The sequence below is a fragment of the Saccharothrix sabaoui genome, assembly GCF_051756985.1.
Classification (GTDB): domain Bacteria; phylum Actinomycetota; class Actinomycetes; order Mycobacteriales; family Pseudonocardiaceae; genus Actinosynnema.
Genome location: NZ_JBPKJK010000059.1, coordinates 12,445 through 29,276, shown reverse-complemented (window position 1 = coordinate 29,276; position 16,832 = coordinate 12,445). Strand labels below are relative to the sequence as shown.

Annotated in this window: 15 protein-coding genes; 8 read left to right on the top strand and 7 right to left on the bottom strand. The window is 74.7% G+C overall.

Annotated elements, in window-relative coordinates; translation table 11 throughout:
- Positions 1-9 precede the first annotated feature (9 nt).
- A complete protein-coding gene (locus tag ACR807_RS19905; protein WP_438922850.1) occupies positions 10-396 on the top strand; it encodes a DUF6292 family protein in 387 nt (128 codons plus the stop codon).
- Here ACR807_RS19905 and ACR807_RS19900 read toward each other — a convergent pair.
- Both ACR807_RS19900 and ACR807_RS19895 read right to left on the bottom strand, forming a co-directional pair.
- Complete coding sequence (locus ACR807_RS19900; protein ID WP_438922849.1) at positions 393-701, bottom strand: AzlD domain-containing protein; 309 nt, start codon at positions 699-701, stop codon at positions 393-395. The genes ACR807_RS19905 and ACR807_RS19900 overlap by 4 nt on opposite strands.
- Complete coding sequence (locus ACR807_RS19895) at positions 698-1,375, bottom strand: AzlC family ABC transporter permease (protein WP_438922848.1); 678 nt, start codon at positions 1,373-1,375, stop codon at positions 698-700. The genes ACR807_RS19900 and ACR807_RS19895 overlap by 4 nt, the downstream gene beginning before the upstream one ends.
- A gap of 57 nt (positions 1,376-1,432) precedes the next feature.
- Here ACR807_RS19895 and ACR807_RS19890 point away from each other — a divergent pair, with 57 nt between their 5' ends.
- From ACR807_RS19890 to ACR807_RS19880, 3 genes are all read left to right on the top strand, one after another.
- On the top strand, positions 1,433-1,990 hold the full coding sequence (locus tag ACR807_RS19890; protein ID WP_438922847.1) for a helix-turn-helix domain-containing protein: 558 nt from the start codon (positions 1,433-1,435) through the stop codon (positions 1,988-1,990).
- A 138-nt stretch (positions 1,991-2,128) separates the two neighbouring features.
- Positions 2,129-2,380, top strand: coding sequence for a hypothetical protein (locus tag ACR807_RS19885; RefSeq protein WP_438922846.1), 252 nt, complete (start codon positions 2,129-2,131; stop codon positions 2,378-2,380).
- Positions 2,377-2,781 carry a type II toxin-antitoxin system VapC family toxin gene (locus ACR807_RS19880; protein WP_438922845.1) on the top strand — a complete coding sequence of 135 codons (405 nt, stop codon included), beginning with the start codon at positions 2,377-2,379 and terminating at the stop codon, positions 2,779-2,781. Before ACR807_RS19885 ends, ACR807_RS19880 begins: the two co-directional genes overlap by 4 nt.
- A gap of 57 nt (positions 2,782-2,838) precedes the next feature.
- On the opposite strand, the gene pdxS is transcribed toward ACR807_RS19880, so the two are convergent.
- Complete coding sequence (pdxS, locus tag ACR807_RS19875) at positions 2,839-3,747, bottom strand: pyridoxal 5'-phosphate synthase lyase subunit PdxS (RefSeq protein ID WP_438922844.1); 909 nt, start codon at positions 3,745-3,747, stop codon at positions 2,839-2,841.
- Positions 3,748-4,031: 284 nt separating this feature from the next.
- Here pdxS and ACR807_RS19870 point away from each other — a divergent pair, with 284 nt between their 5' ends.
- Positions 4,032-6,092, top strand: coding sequence for an elongation factor G-like protein EF-G2 (locus ACR807_RS19870; protein ID WP_438922843.1), 2,061 nt, complete (start codon positions 4,032-4,034; stop codon positions 6,090-6,092).
- 34 nt (positions 6,093-6,126) lie between these two features.
- Here the strand turns inward: ACR807_RS19870 and ACR807_RS19865 are convergent, their stop codons facing one another.
- Together ACR807_RS19865 and ACR807_RS19860 are read right to left on the bottom strand one after the other, a co-directional pair.
- On the bottom strand, positions 6,127-7,626 hold the full coding sequence (locus ACR807_RS19865) for a CoA-acylating methylmalonate-semialdehyde dehydrogenase (protein WP_438922842.1): 1,500 nt from the start codon (positions 7,624-7,626) through the stop codon (positions 6,127-6,129).
- The gene (locus ACR807_RS19860) at positions 7,623-8,897 is read right to left on the bottom strand and encodes an aspartate aminotransferase family protein (RefSeq protein ID WP_438922841.1); all 1,275 of its coding nucleotides are present in this window, start codon (positions 8,895-8,897) and stop codon (positions 7,623-7,625) included. Before ACR807_RS19860 ends, ACR807_RS19865 begins: the two co-directional genes overlap by 4 nt.
- Positions 8,898-9,011: 114 nt before the next feature.
- Between ACR807_RS19860 and ACR807_RS19855 the strand changes: the two genes are divergently transcribed.
- The gene (locus ACR807_RS19855) at positions 9,012-10,703 is read left to right on the top strand and encodes a PucR family transcriptional regulator (protein WP_438922840.1); all 1,692 of its coding nucleotides are present in this window, start codon (positions 9,012-9,014) and stop codon (positions 10,701-10,703) included.
- Here ACR807_RS19855 and ACR807_RS19850 read toward each other — a convergent pair.
- A complete protein-coding gene (locus tag ACR807_RS19850) occupies positions 10,700-11,200 on the bottom strand; it encodes a hypothetical protein (protein WP_438922839.1) in 501 nt (166 codons plus the stop codon). The genes ACR807_RS19855 and ACR807_RS19850 overlap by 4 nt on opposite strands.
- A 432-nt stretch (positions 11,201-11,632) precedes the next feature.
- Here ACR807_RS19850 and ACR807_RS19845 point away from each other — a divergent pair, with 432 nt between their 5' ends.
- Both ACR807_RS19845 and ACR807_RS19840 read left to right on the top strand, forming a co-directional pair.
- A complete protein-coding gene (locus tag ACR807_RS19845) occupies positions 11,633-13,057 on the top strand; it encodes an acyl-CoA carboxylase subunit beta (RefSeq protein WP_438922838.1) in 1,425 nt (474 codons plus the stop codon).
- A gap of 34 nt (positions 13,058-13,091) precedes the next feature.
- On the top strand, positions 13,092-13,838 hold the full coding sequence (locus ACR807_RS19840) for a thioesterase II family protein (protein ID WP_438922837.1): 747 nt from the start codon (positions 13,092-13,094) through the stop codon (positions 13,836-13,838).
- A 13-nt stretch (positions 13,839-13,851) separates the two neighbouring features.
- Here the strand turns inward: ACR807_RS19840 and ACR807_RS19835 are convergent, their stop codons facing one another.
- Positions 13,852-16,611 (bottom strand): AAA family ATPase, encoded by a 2,760-nt coding sequence (locus ACR807_RS19835; RefSeq protein ID WP_438922836.1) that lies wholly within the window; start codon positions 16,609-16,611, stop codon positions 13,852-13,854.
- Positions 16,612-16,832: the final 221 nt, after the last annotated feature.

Sequence of the window (16,832 nt, the reverse complement as noted above, 5' to 3'; positions counted from 1 at the left end):
GGGGCGAAGATGGGGGACGTGGACGATGCCGCGCTGCTGTCGCTCGGGCTCGCCGGTTACGTGCGGGCGGTCGCCGACGAGGTCGGGGTGCCCCCGGAGGGCACCGAGTTCGAGGTGGCCGACACCACCACCGCCTACCTGGCGCTCGCTGAGCGGGCGGGGCCGGACCTGATGCTGCTGTGGAGCGGTGAGCACGGCTGGTCGGTGGCGGTCGAGACGCGGCCGTCGGAGCCGCCGGTGACGGTGGCGCACCTGGGCGCGCCGCTCGTGCCGCCGCCCGGGGTGGTGGCCCGGTTCGTGTCCGACGTGCTGGCGGGCGACCCGGGGCGGCCGGAGCTGACCGTGGCCGACGACCGGCACGCGCTGGCCCGCGAGCTGGCCGAGTACGCGGACTAACCCACCCCGGCCAGCCGCAGCAGCGCCGTGGTGGCGGCGGCGAGCACCACGACCACCACGAACGGCGCCTTCCGCCACGCGGCGACGCCGCCGACGAGCACGCCGAGGGGCAGCGCGAGCCCGGCGAAACCGTCCCCCTTGGTCAGCGTCGAGGTCGCGACCAGGGCGAGCAGCAGGACCGTGGCCGAGGTCGACATGAGCGCCTTGACGCGGGCGGACAGCGTCAGCCGGTCGCGCAGCAGCGGTCCGGCGAGGCGGAACGCGTAGGTGCCGGCGGCGAGCACCAGGACGGCGGTGAGCGTCACGGCGCGACCTCCCGGCGGGCGGTGGCCACCAGCCCGCCGAGCGCGAGCAGCACCGGCACGCCCGCGGGCAGGAACGGGGTGGTGGCCAGGGCGATGGCCGCGCCGAGCAGGGCGGCGTTCAGCGTGACCCGGTCCTTGAGGGCGGGCAGCAGCAGCGCGAGCAGGGCGGCCGGGAACGCGGCGTCGAGCCCGAACGCGCCGGGGTCGCCGATGTTCTGCCCGACCAGCGCGCCGGCGAGCACGGAGACGTTCCACGCGCCGAACAGCGCGACGCCGCACGTCCAGAACGCGGCCTTCGCCCGCTCGGGGTCGCGCTGGGCGAGGGCGAACGCGGTGGTCTCGTCGATCAGCAGGTGCGCGCCGACCAGCCGCCGGAAGCGGCCAGGGCCGAACACGTCGCCGACCGCGAGGCCGAACGGCAGGTGGCGGGCGTTGAGCACGAGGCCGGCCAGCACCGCGGCCGCCGGGCTGCCGCCCGCCGCCACCACGCCCACCGCCATGAACTGCGAGCCGCCCGCGAACACGAGGACGGACATCACCACCGGCAGCCACCACGGCAGGCCGGCGGCCGTGGAGATCGCGCCGAAGCTCGCGCCGCTGACCGCGGCGCCGGCCGCCACCGCGGAGACGTCGCGCAGCAGCTTCGGGTCAAGGGTTCGCCATGTCGAACGCATCGTCTTCTACGATGAACAGCGGTGGGGGTGTTCGTCAAGCCGAACGATAGGACTGTCATGTCGAACACAGGTGCGCCGCTGGAGGTCATCGCCACGTCCCTGCGCCGCGAGCGCGAGCGCGTCGGGCTCTCGCTGAGCGAGCTGGCCAAGCAGGCGGGCATCGCCAAGTCGACGCTGTCGCAGCTGGAGTCGGCGAGCGGCAACCCGAGCGTGGAGACGCTGTGGGCGCTCGGCGTGGCGCTGGGCGTGCCGTTCTCCCGCCTGGTCGACCCGCCGACGCCGCGGGTCAAGGTGATCCGCGCGGGCGAGGGGCCGGCGATCTACTCGGAGCGGGCGCACTACACGGCGACCCTGCTGGCCTCGTGCCCGCCGGGCGCGCGGCGCGACATCTACACCCTGTGCCTCGAACCGGGCGCGGCGCGCGAGTCCGAGCCCCACATGCCGGGCACGGTCGAGCACATGGTCGTGTCCACCGGCCGCGTGCTCGCCGGGCCGCAGTCGGACCCGGTCGAGCTGGGGCCGGGCGACTACCTGCTCTACCCCGGCGACGTGCCGCACACGGCGCGGGCGCTGGAACCGGGCACGGTGGTGGTGCTGGTGATGGAGCACATCTGAGTGTTCACCCGAACGTGGAATTGATACCGCTGGTCAAGAGTGGTGCGTAGCACACGCGTTCGAGCGATCAAGCGGGTCGGACACCCCGCCGATGGATCTTGCATGCAAACAGCAACCGCACCGCCTATCGTCGACGACATGAGCGAGCGTGACACGAGGCCCGTCCACATCCGCGCCGTCCCCGCCGAAGTGGTGGACACGCTCCAGGCGCGGGCCAACAAGCGCGGCATGTCGCTCACCTCCTACATCCGCAACCACCTCGTCGAACTGGCGGACAGGCCGACCGCGGAGGAGTGGGTGTCGTCCGCCGTCGACCGGGATTGGGGCGTCGACAGCGCGGTGCTCCAGCAGGTGGTCCGCGAGGTGCGCGAAGAGGGGGACGACCTGTGACCGACACCATCGTGGTGGACAGCTCGGCGTTGCTGGAGGTCGTCGCCGCCAAGGCCCCGGACCGGGCACTGCTGCACAGGCTGGTGAACTCGGTCCAGTTGGCGCCGGCCCTGCTGGACGCGGAGGCGATCAGCGTCCTCCGCCGCCTGGAGCGCAGGGAACTGCTGTCGAGCGAGCAGGCGACGCGCGCGTTCCACCACATCCGCACCGCGCCCGTGGAGCGCGTCCCCCTCCGGCCGCTCGCCGACCGGGCCTGGGCGCTGCGCCAGTCGGTGTTCACGAACGACGCGTTCTACCTGGCGCTCGCCGAACACCTGAAGGTCCCGTTCGTCACCTGCGACGCGAAGGTGCTCGGCTCCAACGGTCACCAGGTGGACATCGAGGTCTACCCGGTCTCCTGACGGCGCGAGGAGCGGCCCGCCGGGGTGCACACCGGCGAGCCGCACCCGGGAAGGGCGTTACCAGCCGCGCTCGGCCAGGCGGTGCGGCTGCGGGATCTCGTCGACGTTGATGCCGACCATGGCCTCGCCCAGGCCGCGCGACACCTTGGCCAGCACGTCCGGGTCGTCGTAGAACGTCGTGGCCTTCACGATGGCCTCGGCCCGCTGCGCCGGGTTGCCCGACTTGAAGATGCCGGAGCCCACGAACACGCCCTCGGCGCCGAGCTGCATCATCATCGCCGCGTCCGCCGGGGTGGCGATGCCGCCCGCGGTGAACAGCACGACCGGCAGCTTGCCGGCCTCGGCGACCTCGCGGACCAGCTCGTAGGGCGCCTGGAGCTCCTTCGCCGCGACGTACAGCTCGTCGGCGGGCAGGTTCTGCAACCGCAGGATCTCGGCGCGGATCTTGCGCATGTGCGTGGTGGCGTTGGAGACGTCACCGGTGCCGGCCTCGCCCTTGGAGCGGATCATCGCCGCGCCCTCGGTGATGCGGCGCAGCGCCTCGCCCAGGTTGGTCGCGCCGCACACGAACGGCACGGTGAACTGCCACTTGTCGATGTGGTTGGCGTAGTCGGCCGGGGTCAGCACCTCGGACTCGTCCACGTAGTCCACGCCGAGCGCCTGGAGCACCTGGGCCTCGACGAAGTGGCCGATGCGGGCCTTGGCCATCACCGGGATGGACACGGCCTCGATGATGCCGTCGATCATGTCCGGGTCGCTCATCCGGGACACGCCGCCCTGCGCGCGGATGTCGGCGGGCACGCGCTCCAGCGCCATGACGGCGACGGCGCCGGCGTCCTCGGCGATCTTGGCCTGCTCCGCGGTGACCACGTCCATGATCACGCCGCCCTTGAGCATCTCCGCCATGCCCCGCTTGACGCGGGAAGTACCGGTGACCTGGGTGCCGGCGTCGGGTGAAGTGGTCACGGCCAACCTTTCGGAGTAGTGGGGGTGCGCCACCCATGGTAAGGCCCACGTGGACCGCCGAAGCAGGCCAATCCGGCACGTTCTCACCAGGCCACTCGTCCTTTCCGCGCAGGTGGTGGCGTGCGCCACCCTTCGGCACCTCCTCCGCCGGGCGGTGCCGGCCGCGGGTACCGGGTGACCACCCTCCGCGTTCCTCCTGCCGGGTCGAACCGGCCCGCTTGGGGTTGTCCCCGAAGTCACGCGGGTGTGAGATCGGACACCAAAGACTTGTGGAGGTCGGTCCCATGGGCAACAAGCACTCCGACAACAGCCCCTCGGCAGCCGCGGTCGCTGTGGACGACCCGGCCAAGGTCCGCAACGTCGTGCTGGTCGGCCCCTCCGGTTCCGGCAAGACGACGCTCACCGAGGCCCTGCTCGCCGGCACCGGCGTCCTCACCCGCCCGGGGTCGGTGACCGAGGGCAACACCGTGTGCGACCACGACCCGGCGGCGGTCCGCCAGCAGCGGTCGGTCGGCCTCTCCGTCGCGCCCGTCCGGCACGGCGACGTCAAGATCAACCTGATCGACACCCCCGGCTACGCCGACTTCGTGGGCGAGCTGCGCGCCGGGCTGCGCGCCGCCGACGCGGCGCTGTTCGTGGTGAGCGCGTCGGAGGGCGTGGACGCCTCCACCACGGCCCTGTGGGAGGAGTGCGCGGCCGTCGGCATGCCGCGCGCCGTGGTGATCGCGCGGTGCGACCACCAGCGGGCCGACGTGCTCGCCGGGATCGCCTCCTGCCAGGCCGCGTTCGGCGCGGGCGTGGTGCCGCTGTACCTGCCCGGCGAGGGCGACGCGCTGGTCAACCTGCTCACCACCGACGACCCCGCCCACGAGGAGCAGCGCAACGCGCTCATCGAGGGGATCATCGCGGAGAGCGAGGACGAGACCCTGATGGACCGCTACCTGGGCGGCGAGGACGTCGACCAGGCGACGCTGGTCGCCGACCTGGAGACCGCGGTGGCGCGCGGGTCGTTCCACCCGGTGCTGCCGGTGTGCTCGATGACGGGGTCGGGGCTGCCCGAGCTGCTCGACGGCATCGCCCGCGCGTTCCCCTCGCCGCTGGAGCACCCGCTGCCCGAGGTGACCGGGGTGGACGGCGTCCCGCACCCGCGCATCGAGGCCGACCCGGACGGGCCGCTGGTCGCCGAGGTCGTGCGCACCGCGGTCGACTCGTACGTGGGCCGGGTGTCGCTGGTGCGGGTGTTCTCCGGGACGCTGCGCCCCGAACGCCCGGTGCACGTGTCCGGGCACGGCATGGCCGACCGCGGGCACGAGGACCACGACGCCGACGAGCGCGTGGCGCACGTGTACTCGCCGCTGGGGGCGACCCTGCGCGAGGTGCCGTACTGCGTGGCGGGCGACCTGTGCGCGCTGACCAAGCTCGGCTCGGCGGAGACCGGCGACACGGTGTCCGCGCCGGAGCTCCCGCTGCTCGTGGCGCCGTGGGAGATGCCGGAACCGCTGCTGCCCGTGGCGGTCGTGCCGCGCAGCCGCAGCGACGAGGACAACCTGGCCCGCAACCTCGGCAAGCTCGTCGCGGGCGACCCGACGCTGCGGCTGGAGCGCAACGCCGAGACCCACCAGCTGGTGCTGTGGTGCATGGGCGAGGCGCACGCGGACGTCGTGCTGGCCCGGCTGCGCGCCGGCGGCGCGGAGGTCGACACCGAACCGGTGCGGGTGGCGCTGCGCGAGACGTTCTCCGCGCAGGCCAAGGGGCACGGCCGGCACGTGAAGCAGTCCGGCGGCCACGGCCAGTACGCGGTGTGCGACATCGTGGTGGAGCCGCTGCCGCGCGGGTCGGGCTTCGAGTTCGCGGACCGGACCGTCGGCGGCGCGGTGCCCCACCAGTTCATCCCGAGCGTGGAGAAGGGCGTGCGGGCGCAGCTGGCGCGCGGCCTGCAGGGCGAGCACCCGGTGGTCGACGTCCGCGTCACCCTGGTCGACGGCAAGGCGCACTCGGTCGACTCCTCCGACGCGGCCTTCCAGACGGCGGGGTCGCTGGCGCTGAAGGACGCCGCCGCGAACGGCCGCACCTGCCTGCTGGAACCGCTCGACGAGGTGGTCGTGCGGCTGCCCGACGAGCACCTGGGCACCGTGCTGGGCGACCTGTCGGGCCGGCGCGGCCGGGTCCTGGGCACCGAGGCCGAGGCGCCGGGCCGCACCGTGGTGCGGGCCGAGGTGCCGGTGACCGAGCTGCTGCGCTACGCCGTGGAGCTGCGCTCCCTGACCTCGGGCACCGGCACGTACACCCGCCGGTTCAGCCGCTACGACCCGCTGCCGGAGGCGGCGCGGGCGCAGGCGCGGTGACCCGCCCGTCGCGCGGGACGGGCGGGTCGGCGGTTCACGTGTTCTGCGGGAACCCCAGGTTCACGCCGCCGTGCGCCGGGTCGGGCCAGCGGCCGGTGACGACCTTCGTCCGGGTGAAGAAGTGGACGCCCTCCGGGCCGTAGGCGTGCGAGTCGCCGAACAGGGAGTCCTTCCACCCGCCGAACGAGTAGTACGCCACCGGCACCGGGATGGGCACGTTCACGCCGACCATGCCCACCTCGACCTCGTGCTGGAACCGCCGCGCCGCGCCGCCGTCGTGGGTGAAGATCGCCGCGCCGTTGCCGTACGGGTTGGCGTTGACCAGTTCCAGCGCGTCGTCGTAGGTCGCCACCCGCAGCACGGACAGCACCGGCCCGAAGATCTCGTCCCGGTACAGCGCCGTGTCCACGCCCACGTGGTCGAACAGCGTCGGCCCGAGCCAGAACCCGTCCGCCTCGCCGTCGACCGCGTGCGCCCTGCCGTCCACCACCAGCGAGGCGCCCGCGGCCCGCCCACCGTCCACGTAGGACAGCACACGGTCGCGGTGCGCGCCGGTGACGAGCGGCCCCATCTCGCAGCCGGGGCGGCGGCCGTCGCCGACCTTGAGGTCCCGGATGCGGTCCGCCACCTTCGACACCAGCTCGTCGCCCACCGGGTCGACGGCGACGACGACCGAGATCGCCATGCACCGCTCCCCCGCCGAGCCGAACCCGGCCGACACCGCCGCGTCCGCCGCCAGGTCGAGGTCGGCGTCGGGCAGCACGACCATGTGGTTCTTGGCCCCGCCCAGCGCCTGCACCCGCTTGCCGTGCCGCGTGCCGGTCTCGTAGACGTGCTTCGCGACCGGCGTGGACCCGACGAACGAGATCGCCTTCACGTCCGGGTGCTCCAGCAGCCGGTCCACGGCGGGCTTGTCGCCGTGCACCACGTTCAGCACGCCGTCGGGCAGCCCGGCCTCGGCGAACAGCGCCGCGACGAAGTTCGCCGCCGACGGGTCCTTCTCCGACGGCTTGAGCACCACGGTGTTGCCGCAGGCGATGGCGTTGGGCACGAACCACAGCGGCACCATGGCCGGGAAGTTGAACGGCGAGACGACGCCCACCACGCCCAGCGGCTGCTGGAGCGACCACACGTCGACCTTGCCGGAGGCGTTCTCGCTGAACCCGCCCTTGAGCAGGTGCGGGATGCCGCAGGCGAACTCCACCGCCTCCAGCGCGCGCTGCACCTCGCCCGCCGCGTCGGACAGCACCTTGCCGTGCTCGGCGGTCACGATCGCGGCCAGGTCGCCCTTGCGGGCGTTGAGCAGCTCGCGGAACGCGAACATGACGGTGGACCGCTGCGCGAGGGACGCGCCGCGCCACCGGGTGAACGCCTCGCGCGCGGTCGCCACCGCTTCATCCACAGTGGACTCGTCGGCGAGGTCGACGCGGGCCGCCACCCGCCCGGTCGCCGGGTCGAACACCTCGCCCGAGCGCGCGCTGTCGCCGTGCCACGGCTTGCCGCCGATCCAGTGGGTGATGCGCACGGTGCTCACAGCACGGCCTCCAGGATGCCCAGCGCCTCTTCGACCTCGTCCTCGGTCACCGTCATCGGCGGCGCGAGCCGGATGACGTTGCCGTACAGCCCTCCCTTGCCGACCAGCAGGCCGCGTTCCCGCGCGCCCTCCAGCACGGCCACCGCCTTCGCCGCGTCCGGCTCGCCGGCCGGGCCGACCAGCTCCACGCCCACCATCAGCCCCTTGCCGCGCACGTCGCCCACGGCGGGCCGGTCCTCCGCGACGTGCCGCAGCCCGTCGATCAGCCGCGCGCCGAGCTTGGCCGCGTTGGCCTGGAGGTCGTGGTCCAGCAGGTAGTCCAGGGTGGCGAGGGCGCCCGCGGTGGACACCGGGTTGCCGCCGAACGTGGAGATCGAGTTGGCCCCGAGGCAGTCCATCAGGTCACCGCGCGCCACCACGCCGCCGATCGCCAGCCCGTTGCCCAGGCCCTTGGCGAACGTCATCGCGTCCGGCACCACGCCGTGCGCCTGGATGCCCCAGAAGTGCTCGCCGGTGCGGCCCCAGCCGGTCTGCACCTCGTCCGAGACCAGCAGGATGCCGTGCTCGTCGAGCACCTCCTTGAACGCGGCGAACAACCCGTCCGGGGGCAGCGAGAACCCGCCGACGCCCTGGATCGGCTCCACCACCATGCACGCCACGTCGCCCGAGGTCGCCGTCTCCAGCACCTCGCGCAGGTCCGCCACGCACGCCTTGACGTAGTCGGCGTCCGACAGGTCCTTGAACGGGCTGCGGAACCGGTAGCCGCCGTGCACCCAGCCGACCTTCACCGGGCTCAGCGAGGACGCCGACCAGGCCCGGTTGCCGGTGATCGCGACGGTGGCGAACGCCCGGCCGTGGTAGGAGTTGCGCAGCGCGAGGACCTGGTCGCTGCGCCGGTACCGGGTGGCCAGCATGAGCGCCGTCTCGTTGGCCTCGGTGCCGGAGTTGGTGAAGAAGACCTTGGCGTCCGGGATGCCGGACAGCTCCGCGACCCGCTCGGCCAGCTCCACCTGCGACCGGATCAGGTAGAGCGTCGAGCTGTGCAGCACGCCGGTGTCGAGCTGGGCCCGGACCGCGTCGGAGATCTCGGCGACGTCGTAGCCGACCGCGTTGGTCAGGATGCCGGCGAAGAAGTCGAGGTACGTGCGGCCCTCGCGGTCGGTCACGCGCCGCCCGGACGCGCTCGCCAGCTCGATCGGCCGCTCGTAGTAGAGCGCCATCCAGGCGGGCATCACGGCGCGGTGCCTGGCCAACAACTCCTCGTGTGCCATCGCGTCCTCCGGTCGTCGTCGCCGAACTCCCTGCACCGGAGTCTGCTGGGCACGCGCGGGGGCCGCCATGCACAACCTGTACCGCTTTGGCGGAACGCCCATTACGTTGTGTCCATGTACCCCACGGTCGCCGAAGCGCTCGCCCTCCCGGTGGTCCGCCGCGGGCGCCCGGCGGTGGTCGCGGGCGCCGCCGGGATGGGGCGGCGGGTGCGCTGGGTGCACGCCGCGGAGATCGCCGACATCGCCCACCTGCTGCGCGGCGGCGAGCTGGTGCTGACCACCGGCATCGCGCTGCCCGGGGACGTCGAGGGGCTCACCAGGTACGTGGACGACCTGGCCGCGGTGGGCGTGTCCGGGCTGGTCGTGGAGCTGGTGCGGCGGTGGAGCGACGAGGTGCCGGGTGCGCTGGTCGCCGCCGCCGAGCGGCACGGGATACCCCTGGTGGCGCTCGCCCGCGAGACGCGGTTCGTGGCCGTGACCGAGGCCGTGGTGTCGCTGATCGTGGACGCCCAGCTCGCCGAGCTGCGGGCCGCCGAGCAGGTGCACGAGACGTTCACCGCGCTCACCGTGGCGGGCGCCGAACCGGCCGAGGTGCTGCGGGAGGTGGCGCGCACGTCCGGGCTGCCCGTGGTGCTGGAGAACCTGGGGCACGAGGTGCTGGCCTACGACGCGGCCGGGCAGGACCCGACGGCGCTGCTCGCCGACTGGGGCGGGCGGTCCCGTGCGGTCACCGTGGCCGAGCGGACCGCCTACCACGAGCAGGCGGGCTGGCTGGTGACCGTGGTCGGCGCGCGGGGCGCGGACTGGGGGCGGCTGGTGGTGGTCACGCCCGAGGCCCCGCCGCACCGGCAGGTCGTGGTCGCCGAGCGGGCCGCGTCGGCGCTGGCCGTGCACCGGCTCGTGGCGCGCGACCGCGAGTCGCTGGAGCGGCAGACGCACCGGACGCTGCTCACCCAGCTGCTCGGGCAGCCGCCGCACGACCTGCCGGCGCGGGCCGCGGCGCTGGGCGTGCCGCTGGACCGGCGGCAGCTCGTCGGCGTGGCGATCCGGCCGGGCGCGGCGACCGCGCCCGCGCAGGCGCTGGCCACGCAGGAGGTGCTGAGGGACCTCGCCGAGGCGACGGCGCTGGCGGCTCGGCGAGTGACGGTGCCCGCACTGGTCGGGGTGGTGGACGACACGAGTGTGCGGGCGTTGCTCTCGGTGCCGCCGCAGACCGGGTTGGACGGCGTGCTGCGGCGGTTGGCGCGGGAGGTGCACCGGACGGCGGCGGCCACGCCGCACGCCCTGCCCGTCGTGGTCGCCGTGGGGACGACCGTGACGGGGCTGGCGGACGTGCGGCGGTCGCTGGGCGAGGCCGCGCACGTGGCGGGTGCGGCGCTGCGCTCACCGGGGTCGAGGCTCTACCACCGGTTGGACGACGTGCGGCTGCGCGGGCTGCTGCACCTGCTGCGCGAGGACGAGCGGGTGCGGGCGTTCGCGGACCGCGAGCTGGGGCCGCTGCTGTCGCGCGACGGCAACCAGGGCAGCCGCTTGGTGGAGCTGCTGCGGTGCTTCTGCGAGAACGGCGGCAACAAGTCCGCCGCCGCGGCGGCGGCCCACCTCTCCCGCACCGCGTACTACCAGCAGCTCGCGCGCATCGAACAGGTGCTCGGCGTGTCGCTGGAGGACCCGGAGTCGGTGCTCTCGCTGTACGTGGCACTGCTCGTGCACGACCTGGACGCGGTCCGGGAGCCGGGCGGGCGGGACACCCGGCCGTCCCGCCCGGGGCGGCCCGACGACGGGCCGCCCGTTCCCGACACCCGCTAGGGCAGCTGCGGCGCCTGGACCGGCAGACCGCCGAGGGCGGGCACGTGCGGCGCCTCGCCGGACTGCACGAGCTGCTCCGCGCCGGGCACGGCGGGCGCGGTGGGCAGCGCGCGGCCGGTGGGCGCGAGGCCGCCGACGCCGAGGGCGCCGCCGGTGAGGGCGCTGCCGGTGAGGGCGTCGGTGACGAGCGCGTCCGCGTTGGCCGGGACGCTCGGCGTGGACGCGGGCTGGACGCCGGCGGGCGCGGCCACGTGCGGTGCCTTCACCTCGGGCAGCGCGGCGGCGGCCGGGGCGGGCAGCGCGACGGACCGGCCGCCCAGCAGGTCGGTGGCCGGCTTCGCGACGTCGAGGCCGGCGGCGGGCGCGCGGCCGACGGCGTCGTCGACGACGTCGAGGGGGGCTTCGGCGGCGTTCGCGACGGGTGCGAGCAGCGGCGAGGCGCCGGCGGCGAGCAGGGCTGCGGCACGCAGGAGTCCGCGCGTGCGGTGTCGGGACACGGTGTTCCTAACCTGGTTGGGGACCTGCAAGGTGGTGACCACCCAGACATCGGCCGGTGCCAAACCCGTCCTGAACCGCTCGATCAGGTGACTGACCGTCCGTACACCGCACCACGCCCGATCAGGTGATCACTTGCCCGATCGGGGAGGGCGTGTCCGGCGCGGCCCCCGACCGGATCGTGGGACGCGGGTAACCGCGCGGTCTCACGGTGTTCCGGTCCCCCGGCCGGGGTTCGGCCCTCCCTGGGCCCTCCGGCGCAGCCGGGTCGCCGCCGTTCGGCGCCCGGTCATCCGGCACTCGGCTCGGAACCACGGCGATCGGCGCAGGTCAAGCCTTTTCCGCTAGGAGGGCATAGGGGTTGTCGCCTGGCCGGCGGCGCTGGGAACGTCGATGATCGACCCGCCTTTGACGGATCGCCCAGGGGAGAGACGATGACGGTTGTGGCCGATCAGCCGGCGAACGGCGCGTTGCCGGAACCCGACCCGCGTGACCCGCACCTGCGGCTGGCCAAGCTGCTCGACCCCGGCTCGGTGGACGTGGTGCCGCACCCGGTGGCGTGCGCGGTCGTCGTGGCGCGCGGTCGCGTGGAGGGCGTGCCGGTGGTGGCCTACTGCACCGACGGGGCCAACCGCGGCGGGGCGCTCGGCGCGGCCGAGGCGGCGCGGATCGTGGAGGCCATCGAGCTGGCCGTGCGGCTGCGCGCGCCGGTGATCGGGCTGTGGCACTCCGGTGGCGCGAAGCTCGCCGACGGCGTGGAGTCGATGGACGGCGTGGGCCGGATGTTCGCGGCGATGACCCGCGCCTCGGGCCGGGTGCCGCAGCTGTCGGTGGTGCTCGGTCCCGCCGCGGGAGCCGCCGCCTACGGCCCGGCGCTCACCGACGTGGTGATCATGTCCGAGGCGGGCCGGGTGTTCGTCACCGGGCCCGAGGTGGTGCGCTCGGTGACCGGCGAGCGGATCGACATGGCCGACCTGGGCGGGGTGGAGGCGCACGGCCGGCGCTCGGGCGTCGTGCACGTCACCACGGACACCGAGGCCGAGGCGTTCGAGCGGACCCGCGCGATCACCGCCCTGCTGGGCGGTCCGGGCCTGCCGACGCCGCGCGAGGTGGTCGACGGCCCGTCGCCGGGCGACCTGCTGCCCGACTCGCCGCGCCGCGCCTACGACGTGCACCCGGTGGTGCGCAGCCTGCTCGACGACGGCGCGTTCGAGGAGCTGCAGGCCAAGTGGGCGCCGAACGTGGTGATCGGGTTCGGCCGGTTGGCCGGGCGCGCGGTCGGCGTGGTGGCGAACAACCCGCTGCGCAAGGGCGGCTGCCTGGACTCGCTGTCGGCGGAGAAGGCGGCGCGGTTCGTGCGGCTGTGCGACAGCTTCGGGGTGCCGCTGCTGGTGCTGGTGGACGTGCCGGGCTACCTGCCGGGCGTGGGCCAGGAGTGGGGCGGCGTGGTGCGGCGCGGCGCGAAGCTGCTGCACGCGTTCGCCGAGGCCACCGTGCCCCGGGTCACCGTGATCACCCGCAAGTCGTACGGCGGCGCGTACATCGCGATGAACTCCCGTTCGCTCGGCGCGACGCGGGTGTTCGCCTGGCCGGGCGCGGAGGTCGCGGTGATGGGCGCGGAGGCGGCCGTGGGCATCCTGCACCGCAAGAAGCTCGCCGCCGTGCCCGAGGAGGACCGCGCGGCCCTGCTCCAGGAGCTCGTGGCCGAGCAGCGGCGGGTGTCGGGCGGCGTGGACCGCGCGCTGGAGCTGGGCGTGGTGGACGAGGTGATCGCGCCCGAGCAGACTCGGCGGCGCGTCGCCGAGGAGCTGGCCGCCGCCCCCGCGGGCCGGGGCCACCACGGCAACATCCCCCTCTGACGGAGGGGGGACCGGCACCAGTGAGGGGATCGTCTTGGGCACCACCGCCACCGACCTGTGGACGCGCCGCTTCCACCCCGCGCCCGACGCGCCGCACCGGCTGGTGTGCCTGCCGCACGCGGGCGGTTCGGCCAGCTACTACTTCCCCGTCTCCCGGGCGCTGTCCCGGCGGTCGGTGGACGTGGTGGCCGTGCAGTACCCGGGCAGGCAGGACCGCAGGCACGAGCCGTGCGTGGAGTCGGTGACCGAGCTGGCCGACCGGTTGGTGGACGTGGTGCGCCCCTTGGCGGACCGCCCGCTGACGCTGTTCGGCCACAGCTACGGCGCGAGCACGGCGTTCGAGCTGGCGGTGCGCCTGGAGGCGGCCGGCACGCCGGTGCACGGGCTGTTCGTCTCGGGCCGCCGCGCGCCGAGCGCCCACCGCGTCGAGCGGGCGCACGAGCTGGCCGACGACGCGCTGCTGGCCGAGATCCGCAAGCTCGACGGCACCGACAGCGGCGTGCTCCAGGACGAGGAGATCCTGCGCATGGTGCTGCCCGCGATCCGCGCCGACTACAAGGCCGCGGAGACCTACCGGTGGGAGTCCGGGCCGAAGGTGCGCGCGCCGGTCCGGGCGCTCATCGGGGACAGCGACCCGAAGGTCACCGAGGCCGAGGCGCGCCGGTGGGCCGACCACACCACCGCCGACTTCGACCTGGAGCTGTTCCCCGGCGGGCACTTCTACCTCAACGAGCACTCCGGCGCCGTCATCGACCGCATCGCGCGGTACTGCGGGGGATGACGGCGCCGGGCGCTCACTTCTGGCCGGCCGCGTGCCGGCGCGGCAGCCGCACCGGCAGCTCGGTCCGCTTGGACACGTTGAGCTTGCGGTAGACCTTGGTGAGGTGCTGCTCCACGGTGCTCACCGAGATGTAGAGCTTCACCCCGATCTCCCGGTTGGTGTGGCCGAGGGCGGCGAGCACGGCGACCCGCCGCTCGGCCCCGCTCAGGGACGCCATGCCCGCGTGCTCGACCCGCTCGTCCCACTGCTCGGGCGGGTCGAGGTCGCGGACGGGCTGGAGGCGCAGGGTCAGCGGTTCGGCCTGGCAGCCCTTGGCCATCTGCGCGGCGCGGCGGGCGATCGTGCGCGCGGTCTCGCAGTCGCCGGTGGCGTTGTGCGCGTCGCTCAGCTCCAGCAGGGCGCGGGCCAGCTCGAACTTGTCGCCGGCCGCCTGGAGCAGCTCCACCGACTCGCGCAGGACCGGTACCCGCCGCTGCGCCGGGACGGTGGCGGCGAGCACCCGCAGCGCGACGCCCCGGCCGCGGTCGCCGCCGAGCGACGGGTGCTCCAGCTGCTGGCGGGCCAGGGCGTGCGCGGCCTCCCGGTCGCCCAGGGCCAGGTGCGCCTGCGCCGCGCCCACCCGCCACGGCACCGGGGCGGGCAGGTCGACGTCCCACGCCCCGGCCAGGTCGCGGCAGCGGTCGAAGTCGGCGAGCGCGGCCAGCGCGCGGCCGGTGGCCAGCAGGTGCTGCCCCCGCGCGTGCAGGTAGAGCAGGCCGAGCTGGGTGCGGAACACCGCTTCCGGCACCGGGGTGCGCAGCAGGGCGGCGGCCTCGTCGTGGTGGCCCATGGCGGTGTGCGCGGCGACGCCGACCGCCAGCGGGAGGACGATGGCGATGCCCCAGCTCTGCGGCGCCAGCGCCTCGAAGGAGGTGCGGGCCTGGCGGGTGGCCTCGGCCAGGTCGCCCTGCCGGAACAGCGCCTCCGCGCGCAGCGCGCCGACCACGGCGGTCCGGGTGTCGGCGGTCTCCGAGTCGGTCAGCAGCGCCTCGAACCACCGGGCGGCCAGGTCGACGTGGTCGAAGTAGACCAGCGCGGCCAGCGCGCACGCCTGCGTGCCGAACGTGTAGCTGCCGACCCGGCCGCTCTGGAGGATGCGCTCGGCGGTGGCCGCCAGCTCCGCGGGCCGCACGCCCGACGTGGTGGGCAGGTCGGGGTTCGGCCGGCCCGGTCCCGCCGGGTCGACGAGCACCGCCGGGTGCAGGAACGACAGCGAGCCCACCCGCGCGCCGCCGTGCTGGGCGTCCGCCGCGCCGCCCTGCTGGGGGACCACGTCGGCGAGCGTCGTGGCCAGCTCGTCGACCCGGCCGTACCAGAACAGGAACTCCGCCAGGTGCAGGCGGTTGCGGCGGGACAGGGCGCCGCGGTCGCGGGCGGCGAGCAGCGGCGGGACGTGCGCGGCGGCGGCGGACGGGTTGCGGACCCACTCCACGCGCAGCAGCAGCGTGGTGACGTCGGCGCGCTCGGCGTCGTCGGCGGTGCAGCGCAGCGCCAGCTCCAGCCGCCGCACGGCCACGTCCAGCCGGTTGGCGACCAGGTCCTCCTGCGCCGCCTTGCGCAGCACGTCGGCGCCCCACGCGCCCACCGCGCCGCCGCCCAGGGCGTCGGCGCCGGTCAGGTGACCGGCCACCTCGGCGGGCGCGGCGCCGTCGAGGTGCAGCAGCTCGGCGGCCTTGAGGTGCAGCTCGGCGCGCTCGGCGGGGGCGAGGCTCGCCAGCACGGCGGCGCGGGCCACGGGGTGCCGGAAGCGGCCGTCGTCGAGCAGCCCGCCCAGCTCCAGCACGTCGACGACGTGGGCCGCCGCGTCGGAGGTGGTGTCCAGCAGCTTGCCGAGCAGGGTCGGGGTCCGGCCCTCCCCCAGCACGGCCAGCGCGCGCGCCGCCTGGAGCACGGGCGGCCCCCAGCGGTGCAGGCACGCCAGCACGCCCTGGCCGAACTCGCGGCCCGCGGTGATCTCGCCGGCGTCGAGCGGGCCGCCCGCGCGGACGGCCGCGCGGTGGTCCTCGACGAGCGCGGTGACCAGCAGCGGGTTGCCGCCGCTGATGGCGTGGTGGACCGGGGCGAGCACGGCGGCCGTGCGCGGGTCCAGGGTGGTGGCCAGCAGCTCGGTGACCCCGTCGAGGGACAGCGGGTCGAGCACGAGGCGGGTGGTGTTGGGCTGGCGGGTCAGCTCCGCGCGGAACGCGGCCCGGCTCGGCCGGGGCACGGCCCACTCGGTGAACACGACCAGCGTGCGGGTGAAGCGCATCCGGCGCTGGAGGTAGAGCAGCGCGCGCAGGGAGGCGTCGTCGACGAACTGGACGTCGTCGACGGCGACCACCACGACCTGCTCGGCGGCCAGCGCGAGCAGGGTGGTGCACACCTCGTCGAGCAGCCGGGCGTCGGCGGCGCCGATGGTCGACGCGTCGCCGGCGGGCTGGTCGGTCGCGGTGCCGTCCGCGCCGGCGGCGCGCAGCAGGTCGAGCAGCCGTTCGCCGACCGCCGCGGGGAGCGCGGTGCTGCGGAACAGCTGGCCGAGGACGCCGAAGGACACGTCGCGCTCGGCGCGCGACCCGGTGGCGGGCAGCAGCACCGCGCCGCGCTGCACCACCTGTTCGGCGAAGGCGTGCAGCAGTTCGGTCTTCCCGCTCGCGACGCCGCCGCTGACGATCACGGCCTGCCCCCGGCCCCGCGCGCACCGCTCGTAGAGCCGGCTCAGCGCGGCCAGCTCCTCGTCCCGCTCGACAAGTGTCATTCGCATCCTCACCCCAGTGACGCGGGAGGCACTGTTGTGCGCACCCGCAGAACGCACGCTCCGTAACACCTCGCCGTGTTGTGCAGCGGGGGACGAATCTATCCGGCAACCCATTCGAGTGGAAGCTTTGCGCACTTCCGCAAGCTGAACACCCGGTTCCGGAATTGCTCCATCCGGGACCGGGTGCGGTCCGGCCCGTGTCCGCGGGTGCTCGGGGACAC

Coding starts and splice junctions, on each gene's coding strand:
- ACR807_RS19905 (WP_438922850.1), top strand. CDS start 10: ATGGGGGACGTGGACGATGCCGCGCTGCTGTCGCTCGGGCTCGCCGGT.
- ACR807_RS19895 (WP_438922848.1), bottom strand. CDS start 1,375: ATGCGTTCGACATGGCGAACCCTTGACCCGAAGCTGCTGCGCGACGTC.
- ACR807_RS19890 (WP_438922847.1), top strand. CDS start 1,433: ATGTCGAACACAGGTGCGCCGCTGGAGGTCATCGCCACGTCCCTGCGC.
- ACR807_RS19885 (WP_438922846.1), top strand. CDS start 2,129: ATGAGCGAGCGTGACACGAGGCCCGTCCACATCCGCGCCGTCCCCGCC.
- ACR807_RS19870 (WP_438922843.1), top strand. CDS start 4,032: ATGGGCAACAAGCACTCCGACAACAGCCCCTCGGCAGCCGCGGTCGCT.
- ACR807_RS19860 (WP_438922841.1), bottom strand. CDS start 8,897: ATGGCACACGAGGAGTTGTTGGCCAGGCACCGCGCCGTGATGCCCGCC.
- ACR807_RS19855 (WP_438922840.1), top strand. CDS start 9,012: ATGTACCCCACGGTCGCCGAAGCGCTCGCCCTCCCGGTGGTCCGCCGC.
- ACR807_RS19845 (WP_438922838.1), top strand. CDS start 11,633: ATGACGGTTGTGGCCGATCAGCCGGCGAACGGCGCGTTGCCGGAACCC.
- ACR807_RS19835 (WP_438922836.1), bottom strand. CDS start 16,611: ATGACACTTGTCGAGCGGGACGAGGAGCTGGCCGCGCTGAGCCGGCTC.